Here is a 17,489-nt window from a genome sequence, read left to right on the forward strand (position 1 = left end):
CCTCAGCTCACCATAGTATTGATTTTTTCGACCTGATTATCCAAGGTCGCTTTCACTTCAAGTGCTTCTACATACACTGCTTGAAACTGCGGTATAGATAGTCCAGCAATGCTGGTCAAGACTGCTCCGGTCGCTTTCGGATCTCTGCTTATATCGTATGTGCAATGTAATAAGTGAGACAATGTGATAATCGAGTTTTCGTCGATTCCACTTGCATCGTCTACATAATATTTGATAGGAAAGTTCGCGCGCCTTTCAGCAAAAAGAAAGATAGCAGCCAGAGATGTAACATCAAGCTTGAGTATTACATTGTGCTTGATTAGTCGATTGACTAAGTATTCGGCAGCGTCTTCGGTTAGCTCGCTGGCATAACGTTTCAGATCAACCGAGACTGGATCTGAGGCTAAATCGATTTCTGTCGCCTGTCTAATGATGAAGTCAAATAAGTCTTTGTCTGTCAGGAAGTCGGTAGCCGCCACATGCCAAGGGGTACCTTTAGTCGCCAAAACAATCAGTTTGGTCTGAAATGTCCGGAGAATACGGACGTTCCATCTTTGTTTTAACCACTTTGGTATGTATCTTACTATTATAACCGCGATCGAGTTGCCTAAGGTGTTAGCCGCTGCCTGATAAGTACCCTCTTTGAGAAAGCTAATCAAGGCTTGAGTACCTCGAATTCGCTTTAGCGTAAACACCTTCCGAGATACACCACCGGCGATAAGTTCATTCTCAATCACTTCATATAGGCAAATGCCGACCTTAGTAGTCAGGATTTGATCAAGGCTACTGCTCAATCCAACCCACTTGTAGGAAGTCGTAAGAAACAATTTTCTGTAATTATTATCTCCTGACATAATAAGTCTTATTCGGGCTTTCATTGTAGCCTTAACAAGCTCAGTGTAAATTTTAAAACTCCGCGGCGATAATGCGGAAACTTTCCGGGCCTTTGCCCGGGGCTTGCTAACGCCCCACTTCAAGCAACCGAGGTTACTGTCCCAGTGATGTAAGGGCTTATCGTCGTCGGACAGATAGGCCGCTGATCTTAGTGCGTGTGGATTAAATTTTGGGTTCTCAGCGGTTAAGATAGCCGCCGCTGCTCCGCAGTCCCGAGCAGAGACGTATCCTAAGAGGCGGATTAGCGTTTCGGTTATATCTTCGCCAGGAGCAGCATAGCTGCCCGCAATTCTCCTGAGTTCCTGATCCATTCTAGCTCGCATATAGCTGTTGCCGCAGAATGGCTTGAAAAATGGAATAGCCTTCATGGCAGTATATGAGATGGCTCTTAGCTCTCCTGTTCGGAGAAAAAAGTGCTCGATCATTCCCAAAAACCAAGCGGCGCCGTCTGGGCGGTAAGCATCAGCGATATACCGATGATTGACGTAAAAATTACCAGACGATAACACACGCTCAATCTCTTCTACGGGAATGGATTTTATTAGATCTTCACCAATACGCTGGCAGATAACCACCCTATCCCAATAGCTCTCGCACGCCGCCAGTATGGATTGAGTACGGTGCTCGACATCGCTTTGAAGCTTTGCAAGGAACTTATCTGTACTGACCGATAGGCTCTTGTCAATTAAGTATGTTTTAGGCCAGAGGTGATTTGCGTCTTCAAGTGGCCACAACCGTTCTTCTACAGAGTCCAGAATTTCGGCACTTCTGTCATCGTCCGGAATTTGCGGCTGTTTAATGGTTGGAATTGTAGTGTCAAGTGGTATCACTTTCTGCTGTTTAAAGCTTTTGTATAGATATACTATTTGTCGCCACTCTGAACGGATAGTCTCCAAATCTTTATCACCCTCTTGAGTTGTCTTTTCAGGGTGTGATAGGTGATAAATGTAGTGCTCTTGTACAAATACTTTCCAATCCGGACTGCCCGAAGCCGGTATGGCCTTTCCCTCAGCTTTCGCGAAAATGAACATCCTCTTGAGTGCGTTTGCTCGTGAGGTACCAGTTAGTCGCGCATAACTTTGGCAGGCTCGAACCGTTTCCGCACATACAACCTGAAGGCTTTCTATTGAAGCTAGTGGTGGCCTTGGCAATTCCATGTCCCGATACTTTTGCATGTTCTGCCAATCGAAGCGAAACAGGATGTGGTCAGGGAGTATCTTGAAGGAGATCATGGACTGAACCTCTATTTAGCTCATCTGATCATAGGCCGGCAAAATCTGGTGTCAAATTGTCGGTGTCAAAAAATTACGAAAAATTACATAAGTGTATGATTTATTTATATTTAATATTTTATATTCAAATTGGTGTCCACAAAAACATTCGAGTTCATATTCCATTCCATAACAAGCAGTGAAGAAAGCGCGCACCTTAGCTCAGATGTTCGGGCAGGCACATAAAGAGACTTGCTCGGCAGGCATATATAGGAAAAGTCCTACAAAAATTAGCGTATCGGAGTACGTAAAAGCCTACGTAGAACACAAGTGTGTTTAAACGTTAACGCTTATTTCATTGTGTGTTTGGCGAGCGATGCACCCAATGTTTATTACTTTCTGGAATCATCATTCATGTTGACTGATGATTTCCTACGCGTCTGAACGTCGAATGTAATCGGTACGGTTTGCCGGTTTAAGGTATGTACCGGTTTTTACCCGGGATATCCAAAAGCGCATAAAGCCGGGTTGCCGATGTCAGTCAACGAGGTGCCCCAGCAGGCGGCTGAGGTCGGGGCCGTGCAGGGGTTTGCTCAAGCAACCGAGCAGAGGGAGATCGCGCTGCAGGGCGAGTTGCTGCAGGTTTTCAAGCTGTGTATCCGGCAAGCCGCTGAGCAGAATGGCCTGGCGCAGCCAGCCGTGTCGGGATGCCTCGTCGATCAGGTCGAGGCCCGACATGTCCGGCAGGCACTGATCGCACAACACAAGCCCGTAGGGTTCGGCACTGCGTTGCATGGCGGCCATCGCCTCGGCAGCCGTAAGCACGGGAGTCAGCAGGAAGTAGCCATGATTGTTGAGCAGCACTTGGGTGGCAATCAGTTGAAACGGGTGATCTTCCACCAGAAGGATGCGCAGGATATGTGTGGACATGAGCGTTCCGGAAAGGCCCTGGCGAAGCGTTCAGGCATCGGCAGGCGGCGTGCGGACCCGTGAGTATCGCAGGCGGATGGATGACGTGCCGGATGGCAGTTGAAGTGGCTGGAATTATTGAGGGATGCAAGAAAACCTGCGATAGGACCCGTCCGACATGCTTGTAGGGCCTGTCTGAGTTTTGCGAGGCAATCAGTCTGACCAGCCTTTTGCCTGCATCCGTTCAGGCAGCGGGCGGGTCGAGGGAGGCTATATCTGTCCGGAACGGCCGGTCATTTCCCGGGCCATTTCGCTGGCGTAGCTGTCGGTCATGCCCGCGATGAAGTCGATCATGCGCAGGAACGAGGTATGCAGCGGTGCCTTGGGATCGGGCGCACTGTTACCCAGCAAGTCGAGGATGCGCCGATGCTTGAACGATGGCGTCCTGCCGCCGAACTGTTCGACGGCCGCGCCGCAGAACGCATTGAGGAGGATCTCCAGCGTGGTGTAGGCACCGATTTCATGCAGGGTCTTGCGCTTGTCCTGGAAGATTTTCTTGCGCGCCATGTCCTTGGCATTCAGCACACAGCGTTTGGCCGGACCGTGCATGTGCTCGACCAGGTCGCCAGGCAGGGTGCCGGCCAGCAAGGCATCCTGCTGCTCGACGAAGGCTCTGGCGGCCGCGTTGGTCAAGTGTTCGATGGCCTTGCCGCGCAGGATTGCCAGTTTGCGCCGCCGTGAGTCGCCCGGACCCAGTTGCCGGTAGGTTTCCGGAAGATCATCACCGACCAGCCCGAGCAAAAGTGATTCCACTTCTGCGTAGTTGAGCAGGTCCATCTCCAGACCGTCTTCCAGGTCGATCAGGGCGTAACAGATGTCGTCGGCAGCCTCCATCAGATACACCAGCGGATGGCGCGCCCAACGTTGATCTTCGAGCTGCGGCAAACCCAGCTTGCCGGCAATCTGCTCAAGAATCGGCAGTTCGCTCTGATAGCAGCCGAACTTGTGCTTTTTGTAGCCCAGCGAATCTGCGTGGCGCGCGGTCCACGGGTATTTGAGGTAAGTGCCCAGCGTGGCGTAGGTCAGGCGGGTGCCGCCGTCGAACTGGTGGTATTCCAGTTGCGTCAGCACCCGAAAGCCCTGGGCATTGCCTTCGAAATTGAGAAAATCATTGCGCTCGGTGTCGCTCATCGCATCAAGCCAGCCGCGCCCGGCCGCCTGATTGAACCAGTTGCGAATCGCATCTTCGCCCGAGTGACCGAACGGCGGATTGCCGATGTCGTGCGCCAGGCAGGCCGATTGCACGACCATGCCCAGGTCGCTCGGATCGCACCAGTCGGGCAGGGCAGAGCGCAGCGTTTCGCCGACGCGCATCCCCAACGAACGGCCGACACAACTGACTTCCAACGAGTGGGTCAGGCGCGTATGAATATGATCGTTGCTGGACACCGGATGCACCTGGGTCTTGCGCCCCAGGCGGCGAAAGGCCCCGGAAAAGATGATCCGGTCATGGTCCTTGTGAAACGGACTGCGCCCCAGTTCCTCGGGGCTGTGCAGGGTCTTGCCCAGTCGTTCGCGGTTAAGCAGCGTTTGCCAATCCAATGCGTTCACTCCGTCAGTAATAGGGGCGTAGCTTCCCGGTTCGACACGCCTGCCGCAAGGGCTGCATTGATGAAAACAGGCCCGTAGAAAAAACAAATGCCCGCTCCGGAATACCGGAGCGGGCATTTATATTCAGGCCGATACAGTCAGGCCTGGGTCACGATGGACGCATGGCGCAATCAGACTTTGCGATTGCGATTCTGCAAGGCGCGCGTTTGCATGGCGACCTTGACCACTGGCGTCAACGTGATGCCCAGCTTCAACAGGCGACCCAGCAGGCTGGTACGTCCGGTCTTGGCACGTTTGCCGCTCAGAAAACCCAGCAGGGCAACCGAGCCCACGCCCCAGAGCGGCGCGTGGCGAAAGCCCAGCGCGCTTTTCCAGTCGTGACGGATGCCGCGAAAGCGTTGCAACGGTTGCATCAGTTGCGCAGATTCGTGGCGAATTTCCTGGCGGTGCATTTCCATGCGCAAGCGAATCAATGCCTTGCGCAGTTCTCGACGGGTATTGCTCTGGTGCGACTTGGGTTCACTCATGGCATCAATCGCTCGCGGTCATTGGCCAGTTCTTCGAGGGTCGCATGGAAGGGCGAAGACTCGTCGAAGATCGCTGCCTTGAGGCGCAATCCACAGAAAATCGCGGCCAGCAGGTAAAACGTACACAGGCCGACGATGCCGGCCAGGCGATAGCTGTCCCACAGAACGATCAGCAGCAAGGCCGAGAGCCCAGTGAGCAGCAGCAGGCCGAAAACCAGTGCCAGACCGGCGAACAGCAGCAGGCTGACGGTTCGCGCTTTCTGTTCCTGCAATTCGATGCCGAACAGCTCGACGTGAGTGTGCAACAGGCCAAGGAAGGCAGCGCCCAGGCGCCGCGGTGAAGAGCCCGGAGTTCCCTCGGGCGGTGCTGATTCCGTTCCCAGAGTCATGATGTTAGCGCCTTGTAGCCAGCAGACCGATCAGAAAGCCGACACCTGCGGCGATACCGACGGACTGCCAGGGGTTGTTCTGAACGTAATCTTCGGTGGCGATCACTGCAGCTTCGCCGCGCTCGCGCAACGAATCTTCGGTGGTCTTCAGGGTTTCCTTGGCACGCAGCAGGCTTTCGCGGATCTGGGCGCGCAGTTCATCGGCCTGATCACCAGCGAGAGAGGCGGTATGCGCCAGCAATTTCTCAGTGTCGGCAACCAGTACCTGGAAGTCGGCTCTCAGAATTTCCTGAGCATTCTGTGCAGTTTGGCGGGCCATGATGTTCTCCGTTTGGTGGGCGTATGAATGTTTCGAGTACAGGTGATTCCTGAAGGTTCACTTCGATTGGCGTATCGTGTTCGATCAGGCTTTACGCAGCCGCTGCACCTTACTCCAAAACTATCTGCCAGGAAAAACCGCAAGCACTGGAAGATTGGGGTTCCGTATTTCTGGCCATTGGCTATGCTCCACACGCGTGACCACGGGATGGCCTGGCGCGCGCGACATCCGTTGAATGGAGAGAGGCATGGAGCGGCTGTATTCCCTGCAGGGGCTCAGGGGCGTAGCGGTCCTTGGCGTTGTGTTGTTTCACATGATGTCGGTGGAGAGCAAGTTTTCCGGTGGCGATATCCTTTTGCCGCCCTGGCTCGATTTTTTTCAGTTGGGCGTCGATCTGTTTTTCGTCATCAGCGGATTCGTCATGGTGATTGTCAGCCGTGGCCGTTTTCAGAGCGGAGTCGAGGCTCAGCGCTTTCTGTTCAATCGGGTCTCGCGGATCTATCCCACCTACTGGTTGTACTTTTTCATCACCCTGGCGGTTTATCTGGTGCAGCCGGGCATGGTCAACAGCGGGCATGGCTCGTCCAATCTGATCATGTCGTTCCTGCTGTTGCCCAACGACAAGGTGCTGCTGGTGATGGTGGCCTGGTCGCTGCTGTTCGAGCTGTGGTTCTACGTGGTGTTCTCGGGCTTCCTGCTGTTTCGCGAGCGCAGTCTGCCGTTTCTGCTCGGTGTTTGGGGCATGATCATCGTGGTGTTCAATACGCTGGCAGACTGGCAGGACTATTCCTCGGCAGTGAAGATCGTCCTGCATCCCTATGCCCTCGAATTCATGCTGGGTGCCGCGCTGGCCTTGTTCTTTTACGGTCGCCACAGTGCCCGCGTGCCGACGGCTGCGGTCTGGTTGCTGCTCGGTGTCGCGTTGTTGGCGGCGGTGCCCCTGATCGGCTATTACCGGTTGTACGAAAGTCAGGGGCTGCTGCGCATGCTCATGGTCGGCGGCACGTTCGGCGTACTGGTAGTGACGCTGGCCTTGCTCGAACGGCGCCGACAGCTGGTGGTGCCGGTGTTTCTGGTTGCCGTGGGCGATATGTCCTACACGATCTATCTGTCTCATCTGCTGGTGCTGGGGGTGATCGGCAGGGTCTGGAGTCTGGTGGGGGCCTGGCCCGAAAGCTACCTGGACAACCTGTTTTTCGCGCTGCTGATGATGGCTGCCGCGGTTTGCTATGGCTGGGTCGGTTATCGTTGTTTCGAGAAACCGGTACTGGACCGCGCCAATGCGTTCAGCAAGGCGCATTTCCGGGTGTCGACGTGATCCCGGTGCGCGCCTAGAATAATTTCCGCTTACCGAGGATTCGCCGAGGATCGACTCATGACCCCCGAATGCCAGCTGTTCAGCACCCTGGGATGCCCGCTGTGCGAGGTTGCCGAAGCAGTTTTACTGCCGTTTGCCATTGAGCACGGCCTGCTGGTTGAGCTGGTCGACATCTGCGAGGATGAGCAACTGCATGAATGCTATGAGTTGCGCGTTCCTGTGTTGCGTCGGATCGACACCGGTGACGAGCTGGACTGGCCATTTGACGCGCCTCAGGTGGCGTCGTTTCTGAGTCGCTGAGCTGCCTTGTCGTTGAGCTGCATTCCCTTTCATTTACCGGACACGACGCGCAGTGAATATCGATACACGCATCAAATTTCGCCATCTGGTCTGCTTTCTCGAAGTGGCCCGGCAGGGCAGTCTGGCGCGTGCTTCCGACGTTCTGGCGATCAGTCAGCCTGCGCTGTCGAAAAGTCTCAAAGAGCTGGAAACCCTGCTCGACACCACGTTATTCGTGCGCAGCAAGAGCGGCGCGGCACTCACCGAAGCCGGCGTGGCGTTCATGCGGTTTGCCGGGCCCAGCGTGCAGGCCCTGCGCGAGGGCGTCAGCAGCCTGCGCTCGGGTGAGCATGACACCGTCACTGCACGACTGGGTGTACTGTCGACGGCCGAAAGCCTGCTGGTGCCTGAGGTCGTTCATCGCCTGCACCAGCGGCACCCGGCGCTGATCGTCAGCGTGATGACCGGGCCCAGCGCGTATCTGCTGTCGCAATTGAGGGTAGGGGAGCTGGATCTGGTGGTCGGGCGCATGACAGACAGCCCGCAGATTCAGGGCCTGACGTTCGAGCACCTGTACAACGAGTCGATGACGCTGGTGGTGCGCAGCGATCACCCGTTGCTGGCTGCGCCGCTCAAGCCCGAAAGTCTGGAGCAATTCCCGCTGGTATTGCCGCTGGCAGGCACCACCATCCGCAAGTTTGCCGACAGCCTGTTCGTGCAGTGCGGTATCCGCATGCCGCGTCAACGCCTTGAAACCCTCTCGCTCACCCTCAGCCGCCGCTATGTGCAATGCAGCGATGCGGTGTGGATCGCGCCACTGGATGCCGTGTCGCTGGAGTTGAAAGGCGGCACGCTGGTGGAGCTGGACATGGGTATTCGTGAACCGGGCGGCTCGGTCGGTTTGTGCAGCAACCCGGCCTTGCCTCTCACGCGCGCAGCGCAGTGGTGCGTGGACGAACTGCGGAGCCTTGGAGAGGCCTATCGCAACGTTTAGCATCCATAACCAATTGGTTATGGATCATGGGGTTTATTTCAGTTCTCTATAAGCATGGATCGCGCGACACTTCGCCGCAGCCTGTAGCGCATGTGACCCACGCCTGCGCGCCCCATAAGAAAAACGAGGAGAACGCCATGTCTGCCGCGGACAACAGCCGCTTCGTCATTCGTGACCGAAACTGGCATCCAAAAGCTCTCACCCCTGATTACAAGACCTCGATCCTGCGCTCGCCGCGTCAGGCGCTGGTCAGTATCCCGCAGTCCATTTCCGAAACCACCGGCCCGGATTTCTCGCATTTGAAATTCGGTCAGCACGATAATGATCTGCTGCTCAATTTCAACAACGGCGGTCTGCCCATCGGCGAGCGTATCCTGCTGGCCGGGCGGGTCTGCGATCAGTACGGAAAGCCGATTCCGCACACGTTGGTGGAGATCTGGCAGGCCAACGCCGGTGGGCGTTATCGCCACAAGCGCGATGCCTATCTGGCGCCCATCGATCCCAATTTCGGCGGCGTCGGACGTGCACTGACCGACAGCGAAGGCAATTACAGCTTCCGTACCGTAAAGCCAGGGCCTTACCCGTGGCGCAACGGTCCCAACGACTGGCGCCCGGCGCACATTCACGTGTCGATCAGCGGGCCGTCGATTGCCACACGCCTGATTACCCAGTTGTATTTCGAAGGCGATCCGCTGATTCCGATCTGCCCGATCGTCAAGGCCATCGTCAATCCGGACGCCGTGCAGAGCCTGATTGCCAGACTCGACCTGGGCATGGGCAATCCGATGGATTGCCTGGCGTACCGCTTTGATATCGTGTTGCGCGGCCAGCGCAAGACTCACTTCGAAAATTGCTGAGGAGGCCCGACATGCCCGTTCAATTGCTGCAGGAAACCCCTTCGCAAACCGCTGGCCCTTACGTCCACATCGGTCTTGCACCACAGGTGGCCGGCAACCCGACCCGCGAACTGGAAATCTGGAACGAGATGGCCAGGCCCGAGGCGCCCGGCGAGCATATCGTGTTGCTGGGCAACGTCTTCGACGGCAACGGTCATCTGATCCGTGATGCCTACCTGGAATTCTGGCAGGCGGATCATCAGGGTGCGTATCACAGCGAATTCGACCCGGACAGGCCGTTCAACGGCTTTGGTCGCACGGCTACCGCGGACGATGGTCAATGGATCCTCAAGACCATCAAGCCAGGCTCGGCGCGCAATGCGGCGGGTGTGCCGATGGCGGCGCACATCAATGTCTCGCTGTTTGCCCGTGGCATCAATATTCATCTGCAGACGCGGCTGTATTTCGACGACGAAGCCCAGGCGAATGCGCAGGACCCGGTGCTCAATCTGATCGAGCAGCCCCCGCGTCGCGAAACCCTGGTGGCGCGCCGTTGCACGCACGAGGGGCAGACGGCCTATCGTTTTGATATCCGTGTGCAGGGTGAAGGCGAGACAGTGTTTTTCGATTTCTGAATCGCTTGTCGATTCAGAAATCAATGTGCGTGCGTTTCAAGGCGCCTGCATCAGCAGGCGACCCTATAAAAATAAAAGGACACCTTCATGACGCTTTCCGCCAGCAGCCCTGCGTCGAGTACGCTCGACGTTCAGGCCTTCATCAATGCGCAACCGCTGTCCGGCTATCAGTGGCGAGTGGTTGCGCTGTGTTTTCTGATCGTGTTTCTCGACGGCCTCGATACTGCCGCAATGGGCTTCATTGCACCCGCGCTCAGCCAGGATTGGGGGATCGATCGGGCCAGTCTGGGGCCGGTGATGAGTGCCGCGCTGATCGGCATGGTGTTCGGCGCGCTGGGTTCCGGCCCGCTGGCCGACCGTTTCGGGCGCAAGGTGGTGCTGGTGGTCGCGGTGCTGCTGTTCGGTCTTTTCAGCCTGGCCTCAGCCTATAGCAGCAACATCGATCAATTGCTGGTGCTGCGCCTGTTGACCGGGCTGGGGCTTGGCGCAGCGATGCCCAATGCCACTACGTTGCTGTCGGAATACACCCCGGAGCGGCTCAAGTCGTTGTTGGTGACGAGCATGTTCTGCGGTTTCAATCTGGGCATGGCCTGCGGCGGTTTTGTCTCAGCCAAGCTGATCCCCAGCATGGGCTGGCACAGCCTGTTGATGCTGGGCGGTATCCTGCCCATCCTGCTGGCGGCGGTGCTGATGGTCTGGCTGCCGGAGTCGGCGCGGTTTCTGGTGGTACGCAATCGCGGTGCGGAGCGGATTCGCAAAGTGCTGGCACCGATTGCGCCGAAGGCGCTGGCTGGCATCACTGACTTCAGCGTTCCCGAGCAGAAAACGGTGAGCAGCCGCAATGTGCTGAAAGTGATTTTTTCCGGCACGTACAGCGCAGGCACCCTGTTGCTGTGGCTGACCTATTTCATGGGCCTGGTCATCGTTTACCTGCTGACCAGCTGGCTGCCGACGCTGATGCGCGACAGCGGCGCGAGCATGGAACAGTCGGCCTTCATCGGCGCGCTGTTTCAGTTCGGCGGGGTGTTGAGCGCTGTAGGCGTGGGCTGGGCGATGGATCGTTACAACCCGCACAAGGTCATTGGTTGTGCCTACGCGCTGGCCGGGGTATTTGCCTGGCTGGTCGGGCAGAGTCTGGGTAACGTCGCACTGTTGGCGACATTGGTGCTGCTGGCCGGTATGTGCATCAACGGCGCACAGTCGGCAATGCCGTCACTGGCAGCGCGTTTCTATCCCACCCAGGGGCGTGCCACGGGCGTGTCGTGGATGCTCGGGATCGGCCGCTTCGGCGCGATTCTCGGCGCCTGGGCCGGTGCCACGCTGCTGGGCCTGGGCTGGACGTTCGAGCAGGTGCTGACCGCGCTGGTGGTTCCGGCGGCGCTTGCCGCGATAGCGGTGCTGATCAAGGGCTGGGTCAGTCATTCGGACGCTACCTGAAACCTTTCAATCTGGAGTGGTGATGTGAACAGAGCGAGCAATCAACTTTTCGATGCCTACTTCATGCAACCCGAAATGCGCGAGATCTTTTCGGATGAAGGCCGGGTGCAGGGCATGCTCGATTTCGAGGCTGCACTGGCTCGGGCACAGGCACGAGTAGGCCTGATCCCGCCCGAGGTGGTCGCCGACATCGAGCTGAGCTGCGACGCACGGCTGTTCGATTTCGACGCGCTGGCAATCGCCATCGGCAGCGCCGGCAATTCGGCGATTCCGCTGGTCAAGGCGCTGGGCAAACAGATTGCCGCACGCAGCGCTGAAGCCGAGCGCTACGTGCACATGGGCGCGACCAGTCAGGATGTGATGGACAGCGGTCTGATCCTGCAACTGCGTCGAGCCATCGTACTGCTTGAGCATGATCTTGCTCGACTGGCCGATGCGATGGCTGAGCAGGCACAGCGTCATGCTGGCACGCCGCTGGCTGGACGCACCTGGCTGCAACAGGCCACGCCGGTCACCCTGGGGATGAAAATCGCCGGCTGGCTGGGCGCGGTCACTCGTCATCGACAGCGCTTGAACGAGATCAAACCACGCCTGCTGTGCCTGCAGTTCGGCGGTGCTTCCGGCAGCCTCGCGGCGCTGGGCGATCAGGCGTTTTCGGTGGCCGAAGCGCTGGCCGGTGAATTGCAACTGGCGTTGCCCGAGCAGCCCTGGCACACCCAGCGTGACCGTCTGGTAGAGTTTGCCGGTCTGCTGGGCCTGATCGCCGGCAGCCTCGGCAAACTGGGGCGCGACGTGAGCCTGCTGATGCAGACCGAAGTGGGCGAGGTCTTCGAGCCTTCGGCACCGGGCAAGGGCGGATCTTCGACCATGCCGCACAAACGCAACCCGGTCGGTGCTGCGGTCATGATCAGCACCGCCACCCGCGCACCGGGGCTGGTCGCCACGATGCTGGCCGCCATGCCGCAGGAGCACGAGCGCAGTCTGGGCCTGTGGCATGCCGAGTGGGAGACCTTGCCGGAGCTGTGCTGCCTGGTTTCCGGTTCGCTGCAGCAGGCGTTGCAGGTGATACCCGGCCTGCAGGTCGATGCCGAGCGTATGGCGATCAATCTGCAATCCACCAAAGGCTTGGTTCTCGCCGAGGCAGTGAGCATTGCCCTGGCTCAGCGTATCGGCCGCGATGCTGCCCACCATCTGGTTGAACAGTGCTGCCGGCGTGCGGTGGAGCAGGGCGACCATTTGCGTCAGGTGCTCGGCGAAACCCCGCAGATCAGCGAGCAGTTTTCTTCCGACGAGCTGGATCGACTGCTCGATCCGGCCCATTACCTTGGCCAGGCTCGCCATTGGGTAGAGCGCGCCGTGGCTGAACACACAAGGATTTCCCGATGACCGAAGACGAACGTTACCAAGCCGGCATGCACGTACGCCGCGCTGTGCTGGGCGATGCGCATGTCGATAACAGCCTGAGCAAACTGACGCCGTTCAATGAAGAATTCCAGGAGATGATTACCCGTCACGCCTGGGGTGATATCTGGACGCGTCCGGGGTTGCCGCGCCACACGCGCAGCCTGATCACCATTGCGATGCTGATCGGCATGAATCGAGAAGGCGAATTGCGCCTGCACCTGAAGGCCGCAAAAAACAACGGCGTGACCCGTGAAGAGATCAAGGAAGTGCTGATGCAGAGCGCTATCTACTGCGGCATTCCGGCGGCCAATGCAACGTTCCACCTCGCTGAAGCGGTGTGGGATGAAATGGGCGTGGAGTCGTTGCAGGACAATTGAGGGTGGTGATCGAGAACGCCGCCGCGCCATCGGCCACGGCGGCGTTCTGTCTGGATCAGAGCAGCGACAACGGGTAGCTGACGATCAGGCGGTTTTCGTCAAACTGGTTGGTGTTGTAGTCGCGGCGCATGGTGGAGTTGCGCCATTTGACTGACAGGCTTTTGAACGCGCCGCTCTGGAACACGTAGGCCAGCTCGGTTTCCCGTGCCCACTCTTCGCCGTCGGTGATGGCGCCGGTATGCACGTTGTCGCCGCTGATGTAGCGGTTCATGAGGGTCAGGCCGGGCACGCCCAAGGCTGCGAAGTCATAGTCGTGGCGCAACTGCCAGGATTTCTCCCTGGCGTTGTCGAAGCTGGAGTTGTAACTGTCGTTGGCCAACGTCCCGCCACTGGTACCGTTGACGCGCATCCAGGCGCTGTCGCCGCTGACTTTCTGCAGGCCCACATAAAAGGTGTTGCCACCGTGCCGCGCCGAAAGCAGCGCTGACCAGGTCTTGTTGTCCAGCTCGCCGGCCAGCGACTGACCGTCGTCCTTGCCCTGGAAGTAGCCAAGGTTGGCCCCCAGCGTCCAGCTGCCCAACGGCTGACTGTGCAGCAGGTTGAAATATTGCTGATGGTAGATGTCTTCAAGCTCGGCGTACCACACGCCGACTTGGGTGCGCTTTTCGTTGAACACGTACTCGCCGCCGCCAAAGTTGAAGCGGTCGGAAGTGAACGCGGTACGGCCATTCAGGGACATGTCTTCCATGCTCGCGTCGTTGCGCGGGCTGTTGCCACGGAACTGACCACCGTAGAGGGTCAGGCCGTCGATCTCCTTGGAGGTGATCTGCCCGCCCTGAAAGGTTTGTGGCAGCGAGCGGCCGTCATCCGAGCGCAGGATCGGCAGCACCGGCATCCACTCGCCGACCTTCAATTCGGTCTTCGAGAAGCGCGCCTTGCCGGCCACGGCCAGTCGCCCGAAGTCGTCGGCCGGGCGCCCATCGCTATGGATGGGCAGCAATTGCGTGCCGCCGGTACCCTTGCCGCCGTCGAGCTTGAGCGAGTAGAGGCCCAGCGCGTCGACACCGAAGCCGACGGTGCCCTGGGTGAAGCCGGAGCGTGCGTCGAGGATGAAGTTCTGCGTCCACTCCTCGGCGTAGTTCTGTGCATTGGCCGGGTCGACGAAGTTGCGGTTGATGTAGAAGTTGCGTAGGTTCAGATTGACCTTGGCGTCTTCGACGAATCCGGCGCTGTTGCCGCTGATGGGCGTCAGGCTTGCAGCGACGGCCGCTGACAGGCCGCAAAGGATTTTGCAGGGGGAATTCACGCGCATGGAGCAGACCTTTTTTGTAGTTATTGAGTCGTGTAGCTGGCTGCGATAGTGAAATGCCGGAAAGCGCTGTGCAATTGTGAAACAGCTGTTCTGGGCGATTATCGAACGTTAATGAACCGGTTCGAACATTTTCTGCGAAGCGCTGCAAACGGGTGTGCGATGCTCACGGGTCTGTCGATATGAGCAGCGGGCGCTGGCGCTTTCGGCCACGCTGTCAGGCTGCTGAAACTTGAACAAGGAAGCGCAATGAGCACTGCCAGCACGCCGTTGTCCGGCGTCAATCAACCTCTCAAAGGTATTGGCTTCATTCTTCTGGCGACCTTTCTGTTTGCCAGTCATGACACGCTGTCCAAATATCTGTCCGGCTTCTATCCGATCATTCTGGTGGTCTGGGCACGCTATCTGGTGCATACGCTGTTGATGGCCTGCATCTTCATGCCGTCAGCGGGGTTGCGGGTGTTGCGCACCAAGCGTCCTGGCCTGCAGGTCTTGCGCGCCCTGGCCTTGCTGGGCACCAGTCTGCTGTTTACCAGCAGCCTGATGTTCATCCCGCAGGCAGAGGCGACGGCGGTCAACTTTCTTGCGCCGTTGCTGGTCACAGCACTGTCGGTGCCGTTGTTGCATGAGCGTGTGACGCGCGGGCAGTGGGTTGCGGTTGTTGTCGGGTTTATCGGGGTGATGATCATCATTCATCCGGGGGGCGAGCTGTTTACCCCGGCGATTCTGCTGCCGCTGTCGTCAGCCTTGTGCTTTGCGCTGTATCAACTCCTGACGCGGCTGGTCAGTCCGTTTGACAGTCCGACCACCAGCAACTTTTTCGCGGGGTTGTTCAATACCCTGTTGATGAGTGCACTGGTGCCGTTCTTCTGGGAAGTGCCGGCGCTCAAGCACTTGCCGTTTCTGCTGGCGCTCGGCGCGTGCGGGATGTCGGCGCATTTGCTGCTGACCCAGGCCTTCCGCTTCGCCGCCCCGGCCATGCTCGCACCGTTCAGCTATTGCCAGATCGTGTTTGCCGGGCTGCTGGGTTTCGTGGTGTTCGACCACATGCCATCACCGACCGCACAGGCAGGCATCGCCATCATCTGCCTCAGCGGCCTGGCGGCGGCTTGGCAACAGCGGCGCAAGGGTGGGTGATGAGCTGTTCCCTCGCACGAATACACAAATCTAACTGACTATCGTGCCAATGCTCTGCGTTGGCATGCAGTTCGTGACGCTCTGCGTCACATCTGTACCGCAGCACAACGTAGTGTCTTGCGCGCAATCACTTTACATAGATAAAGCGCTTTTTTATCTCGGAGGCACTGACGACGCAGAGTGCGACCTTAGTGACAGGGCGAAGGAACCCGACGAAGTCGGGCCGGAAACAGGAGCGGGGGGATTTGCCTACTTTGGCCCCATCAAATAGGTCGCCGAGGGGCGAAAAGGTGACCTGAGTCGAACCCTAATCTACCTGAAACCACAGAACCGCTTTGTGACGCGGAGCGTCAAGAACTGCATTCCCACGCGGAGCGTGAGGAACGAGCGGCGTCCGGGAGAGCACTTTTCGTCACTCTGTGCAAAGCGTGGGCACAATAGCAAAAAGGCCCGGTCACTGAGTGAGCCGGGCCTTTTTGATGGTGTCAGACGATCACTCGCTGAGCGTCGGAACCTTGCGCGGGGCCATGAAGTACAGCCAGATCAACGCGATGAAGTACATCGCCGGGATCATGGTGAACAACACGTTGTAGTTGTTATTGGTGGCGGTCAGCACCGCACCCACGATCTGGGTCATGAACATACCGCCAATGGCCGCACACATGCCGCCGAAGCCGAACACGGTACTCATCATGTGCTTGGGCGTGTAGTCCATCACCAGGCTCCAGATATTCGCGGTCCAGGCCTGATGCGCACCCACGGCAAGCGAGATGGCCAGTACCGCCACCCATAGCCCGCTGGCATTGGCAGCGAACACCACGCTGCAGATCGTGATGGCAAAGATCAGCATCGACAACAGGCGCGCAGTCGTCGCACGCATGCCACGACCAATCAGCCAGGACGACAGAATGCCGCCACCCACACTGCCGAAGTCAGCCGTCAGCCAGATCAGAATCAGCGGGATGCCCATCTGCGTCACGCTGATCCCTAGGTTGTATTGCTGATTGAGGAACGGCGGCAGCCAGTACAGGTAGAACCAGAAAACCGGAGCAGTAATCGCATATGCCAGCGCGAACGCCCATGTGCCACGCATCTTCAGAATGCCGGTGAACGGCACCTTGACCGGCGCCGGTTCTACTTCCTGGTTGATGTAATCCAGTTCGGTCTTGCTGACGGTCGGGTGATCTTCAGGGTTGTAGTATTTCAAGCGCCAGGTGATGACCCAGAGCAGCCCCAGCGAACCCATTGCCACGAAGGCGGCCTGCCAGCCCCAGACAGTCAGGATCACCGGCAACAGGGCAGGGGTCAGCATGGCGCCGACGTTGGTGCCGGCGTTGAAGATACCGGTGGCCACCGCACGTTCACCGGCAGGGAACCACAGCCGCGTGGTCTTCACACAGGCCGGGTAGTTGGCGGCTTCGGTCAGGCCCAGAATGAAGCGGCAGACCATGAAGCCGACGGCGGAAGTGGCAAGGCCGTGTGCGCCGGTCGCCAGGCTCCACAGCAGCACCGCGAGGAAGAACGCGCGCTTGACGCCGACCTTGTCGATGAAGCGACCCTGCAGCACGAAGCCGACCGCGTAGCCGACCTGAAACCAGAAGTTGATGTTGGCGTAGTCCATCGCCGTCCAGCTCATTTCCTTGGCGAGGATGGGCTGCATGACGCCGAGCGCGGCCCGGTCGATGTAGTTCAGCGTAGTGGCGAAGAACACCAGGGCGAGCATGCCCCAGCGAGTCTTGCCCACGGCGAGTGCGCCGCGGATCTTTTCGCCCATCCCGGCACGGGCGGCCTGGGCGACAGGGTTGGTCTGGGTGTTAAGCATGATGTTCTAACCATCCGTTCCAGGACTGTGCTGCTGGCAACAGTCGGACTGAGAAGTCCACTCGATGCAGGCGTTGTGCAG

Annotated in this window: 17 protein-coding genes; 9 read left to right on the top strand and 8 right to left on the bottom strand. The window is 58.2% G+C overall.

Translation table 11 applies throughout. From position 1 onward, the window contains the following. Nucleotides 1–2: 2 nt before the first annotated feature. The 6 genes from ACW55A_RS16990 to ACW55A_RS17015 form a co-directional block, all read right to left on the bottom strand. Complete coding sequence (locus ACW55A_RS16990; RefSeq protein ID WP_498811087.1) at nucleotides 3–2,126, bottom strand: hypothetical protein; 2,124 nt, start codon at nucleotides 2,124–2,126, stop codon at nucleotides 3–5. Nucleotides 2,127–2,642: 516 nt separating this feature from the next. Continuing rightward, the gene (locus ACW55A_RS16995) at nucleotides 2,643–3,035 is read right to left on the bottom strand and encodes a response regulator (RefSeq protein ID WP_498811088.1); all 393 of its coding nucleotides are present in this window, start codon (nucleotides 3,033–3,035) and stop codon (nucleotides 2,643–2,645) included. Between the two features lie 249 nt (nucleotides 3,036–3,284). Next, nucleotides 3,285–4,616 carry a deoxyguanosinetriphosphate triphosphohydrolase gene (locus tag ACW55A_RS17000; RefSeq protein WP_003433027.1) on the bottom strand — a complete coding sequence of 444 codons (1,332 nt, stop codon included), beginning with the start codon at nucleotides 4,614–4,616 and terminating at the stop codon, nucleotides 3,285–3,287. Between the two features lie 179 nt (nucleotides 4,617–4,795). Next, entirely contained in the window at nucleotides 4,796–5,152 is a 357-nt protein-coding gene (locus ACW55A_RS17005; RefSeq protein WP_003366928.1) for a hypothetical protein, read from the bottom strand. Continuing rightward, nucleotides 5,149–5,541 (bottom strand): phage holin family protein, encoded by a 393-nt coding sequence (locus ACW55A_RS17010; RefSeq protein WP_002553117.1) that lies wholly within the window; start codon nucleotides 5,539–5,541, stop codon nucleotides 5,149–5,151. Before ACW55A_RS17010 ends, ACW55A_RS17005 begins: the two co-directional genes overlap by 4 nt. A gap of 4 nt (nucleotides 5,542–5,545) precedes the next feature. After that, on the bottom strand, nucleotides 5,546–5,860 hold the full coding sequence (locus ACW55A_RS17015) for an ElaB/YgaM/YqjD family protein (protein ID WP_002553118.1): 315 nt from the start codon (nucleotides 5,858–5,860) through the stop codon (nucleotides 5,546–5,548). Nucleotides 5,861–6,107: 247 nt separating this feature from the next. On the opposite strand from ACW55A_RS17015, the gene ACW55A_RS17020 reads away from it, so the two are divergent. The 8 genes from ACW55A_RS17020 (at nucleotide 6,108) to pcaC (ending at nucleotide 13,140) form a co-directional block, all read left to right on the top strand. Then, the gene (locus tag ACW55A_RS17020) at nucleotides 6,108–7,178 is read left to right on the top strand and encodes an acyltransferase family protein (RefSeq protein WP_268950694.1); all 1,071 of its coding nucleotides are present in this window, start codon (nucleotides 6,108–6,110) and stop codon (nucleotides 7,176–7,178) included. A gap of 57 nt (nucleotides 7,179–7,235) precedes the next feature. Further along, entirely contained in the window at nucleotides 7,236–7,478 is a 243-nt protein-coding gene (locus tag ACW55A_RS17025; RefSeq protein ID WP_455807760.1) for a glutaredoxin family protein, read from the top strand. 52 nt (nucleotides 7,479–7,530) lie between these two features. Then, complete coding sequence (pcaQ, locus tag ACW55A_RS17030) at nucleotides 7,531–8,451, top strand: pca operon transcription factor PcaQ (RefSeq protein WP_003366937.1); 921 nt, start codon at nucleotides 7,531–7,533, stop codon at nucleotides 8,449–8,451. A gap of 137 nt (nucleotides 8,452–8,588) precedes the next feature. Continuing rightward, the gene (pcaH, locus tag ACW55A_RS17035; RefSeq protein ID WP_122240851.1) at nucleotides 8,589–9,308 is read left to right on the top strand and encodes a protocatechuate 3,4-dioxygenase subunit beta; all 720 of its coding nucleotides are present in this window, start codon (nucleotides 8,589–8,591) and stop codon (nucleotides 9,306–9,308) included. A gap of 11 nt (nucleotides 9,309–9,319) precedes the next feature. After that, nucleotides 9,320–9,922: a protocatechuate 3,4-dioxygenase subunit alpha gene (gene pcaG, locus ACW55A_RS17040; RefSeq protein ID WP_003366941.1), complete on the top strand. Its 603-nt coding sequence runs from the start codon at nucleotides 9,320–9,322 to the stop codon at nucleotides 9,920–9,922. A gap of 87 nt (nucleotides 9,923–10,009) precedes the next feature. Continuing rightward, the gene (gene pcaK / locus ACW55A_RS17045) at nucleotides 10,010–11,359 is read left to right on the top strand and encodes a 4-hydroxybenzoate transporter PcaK (protein ID WP_044308284.1); all 1,350 of its coding nucleotides are present in this window, start codon (nucleotides 10,010–10,012) and stop codon (nucleotides 11,357–11,359) included. Between the two features lie 24 nt (nucleotides 11,360–11,383). Further along, a complete protein-coding gene (locus ACW55A_RS17050; RefSeq protein WP_054081864.1) occupies nucleotides 11,384–12,745 on the top strand; it encodes a 3-carboxy-cis,cis-muconate cycloisomerase in 1,362 nt (453 codons plus the stop codon). Next, nucleotides 12,742–13,140: a 4-carboxymuconolactone decarboxylase gene (gene pcaC, locus ACW55A_RS17055; RefSeq protein WP_003366946.1), complete on the top strand. Its 399-nt coding sequence runs from the start codon at nucleotides 12,742–12,744 to the stop codon at nucleotides 13,138–13,140. The genes ACW55A_RS17050 and pcaC overlap by 4 nt, the downstream gene beginning before the upstream one ends. A gap of 55 nt (nucleotides 13,141–13,195) precedes the next feature. Here pcaC and ACW55A_RS17060 read toward each other — a convergent pair whose 3' ends face one another. Next, nucleotides 13,196–14,452 carry an OprD family porin gene (locus tag ACW55A_RS17060; protein WP_024663140.1) on the bottom strand — a complete coding sequence of 419 codons (1,257 nt, stop codon included), beginning with the start codon at nucleotides 14,450–14,452 and terminating at the stop codon, nucleotides 13,196–13,198. Nucleotides 14,453–14,698: 246 nt separating this feature from the next. Here ACW55A_RS17060 and ACW55A_RS17065 point away from each other — a divergent pair, with 246 nt between their 5' ends. Continuing rightward, entirely contained in the window at nucleotides 14,699–15,586 is an 888-nt protein-coding gene (locus tag ACW55A_RS17065; RefSeq protein ID WP_455807758.1) for a DMT family transporter, read from the top strand. A gap of 493 nt (nucleotides 15,587–16,079) precedes the next feature. On the opposite strand, the gene ACW55A_RS17070 is transcribed toward ACW55A_RS17065, so the two are convergent. Further along, nucleotides 16,080–17,408 carry an MFS transporter gene (locus ACW55A_RS17070; RefSeq protein ID WP_003433019.1) on the bottom strand — a complete coding sequence of 443 codons (1,329 nt, stop codon included), beginning with the start codon at nucleotides 17,406–17,408 and terminating at the stop codon, nucleotides 16,080–16,082. Nucleotides 17,409–17,489: the final 81 nt, after the last annotated feature.

This window comes from Plantibacter cousiniae (nom. nud.), from assembly GCF_977070315.1.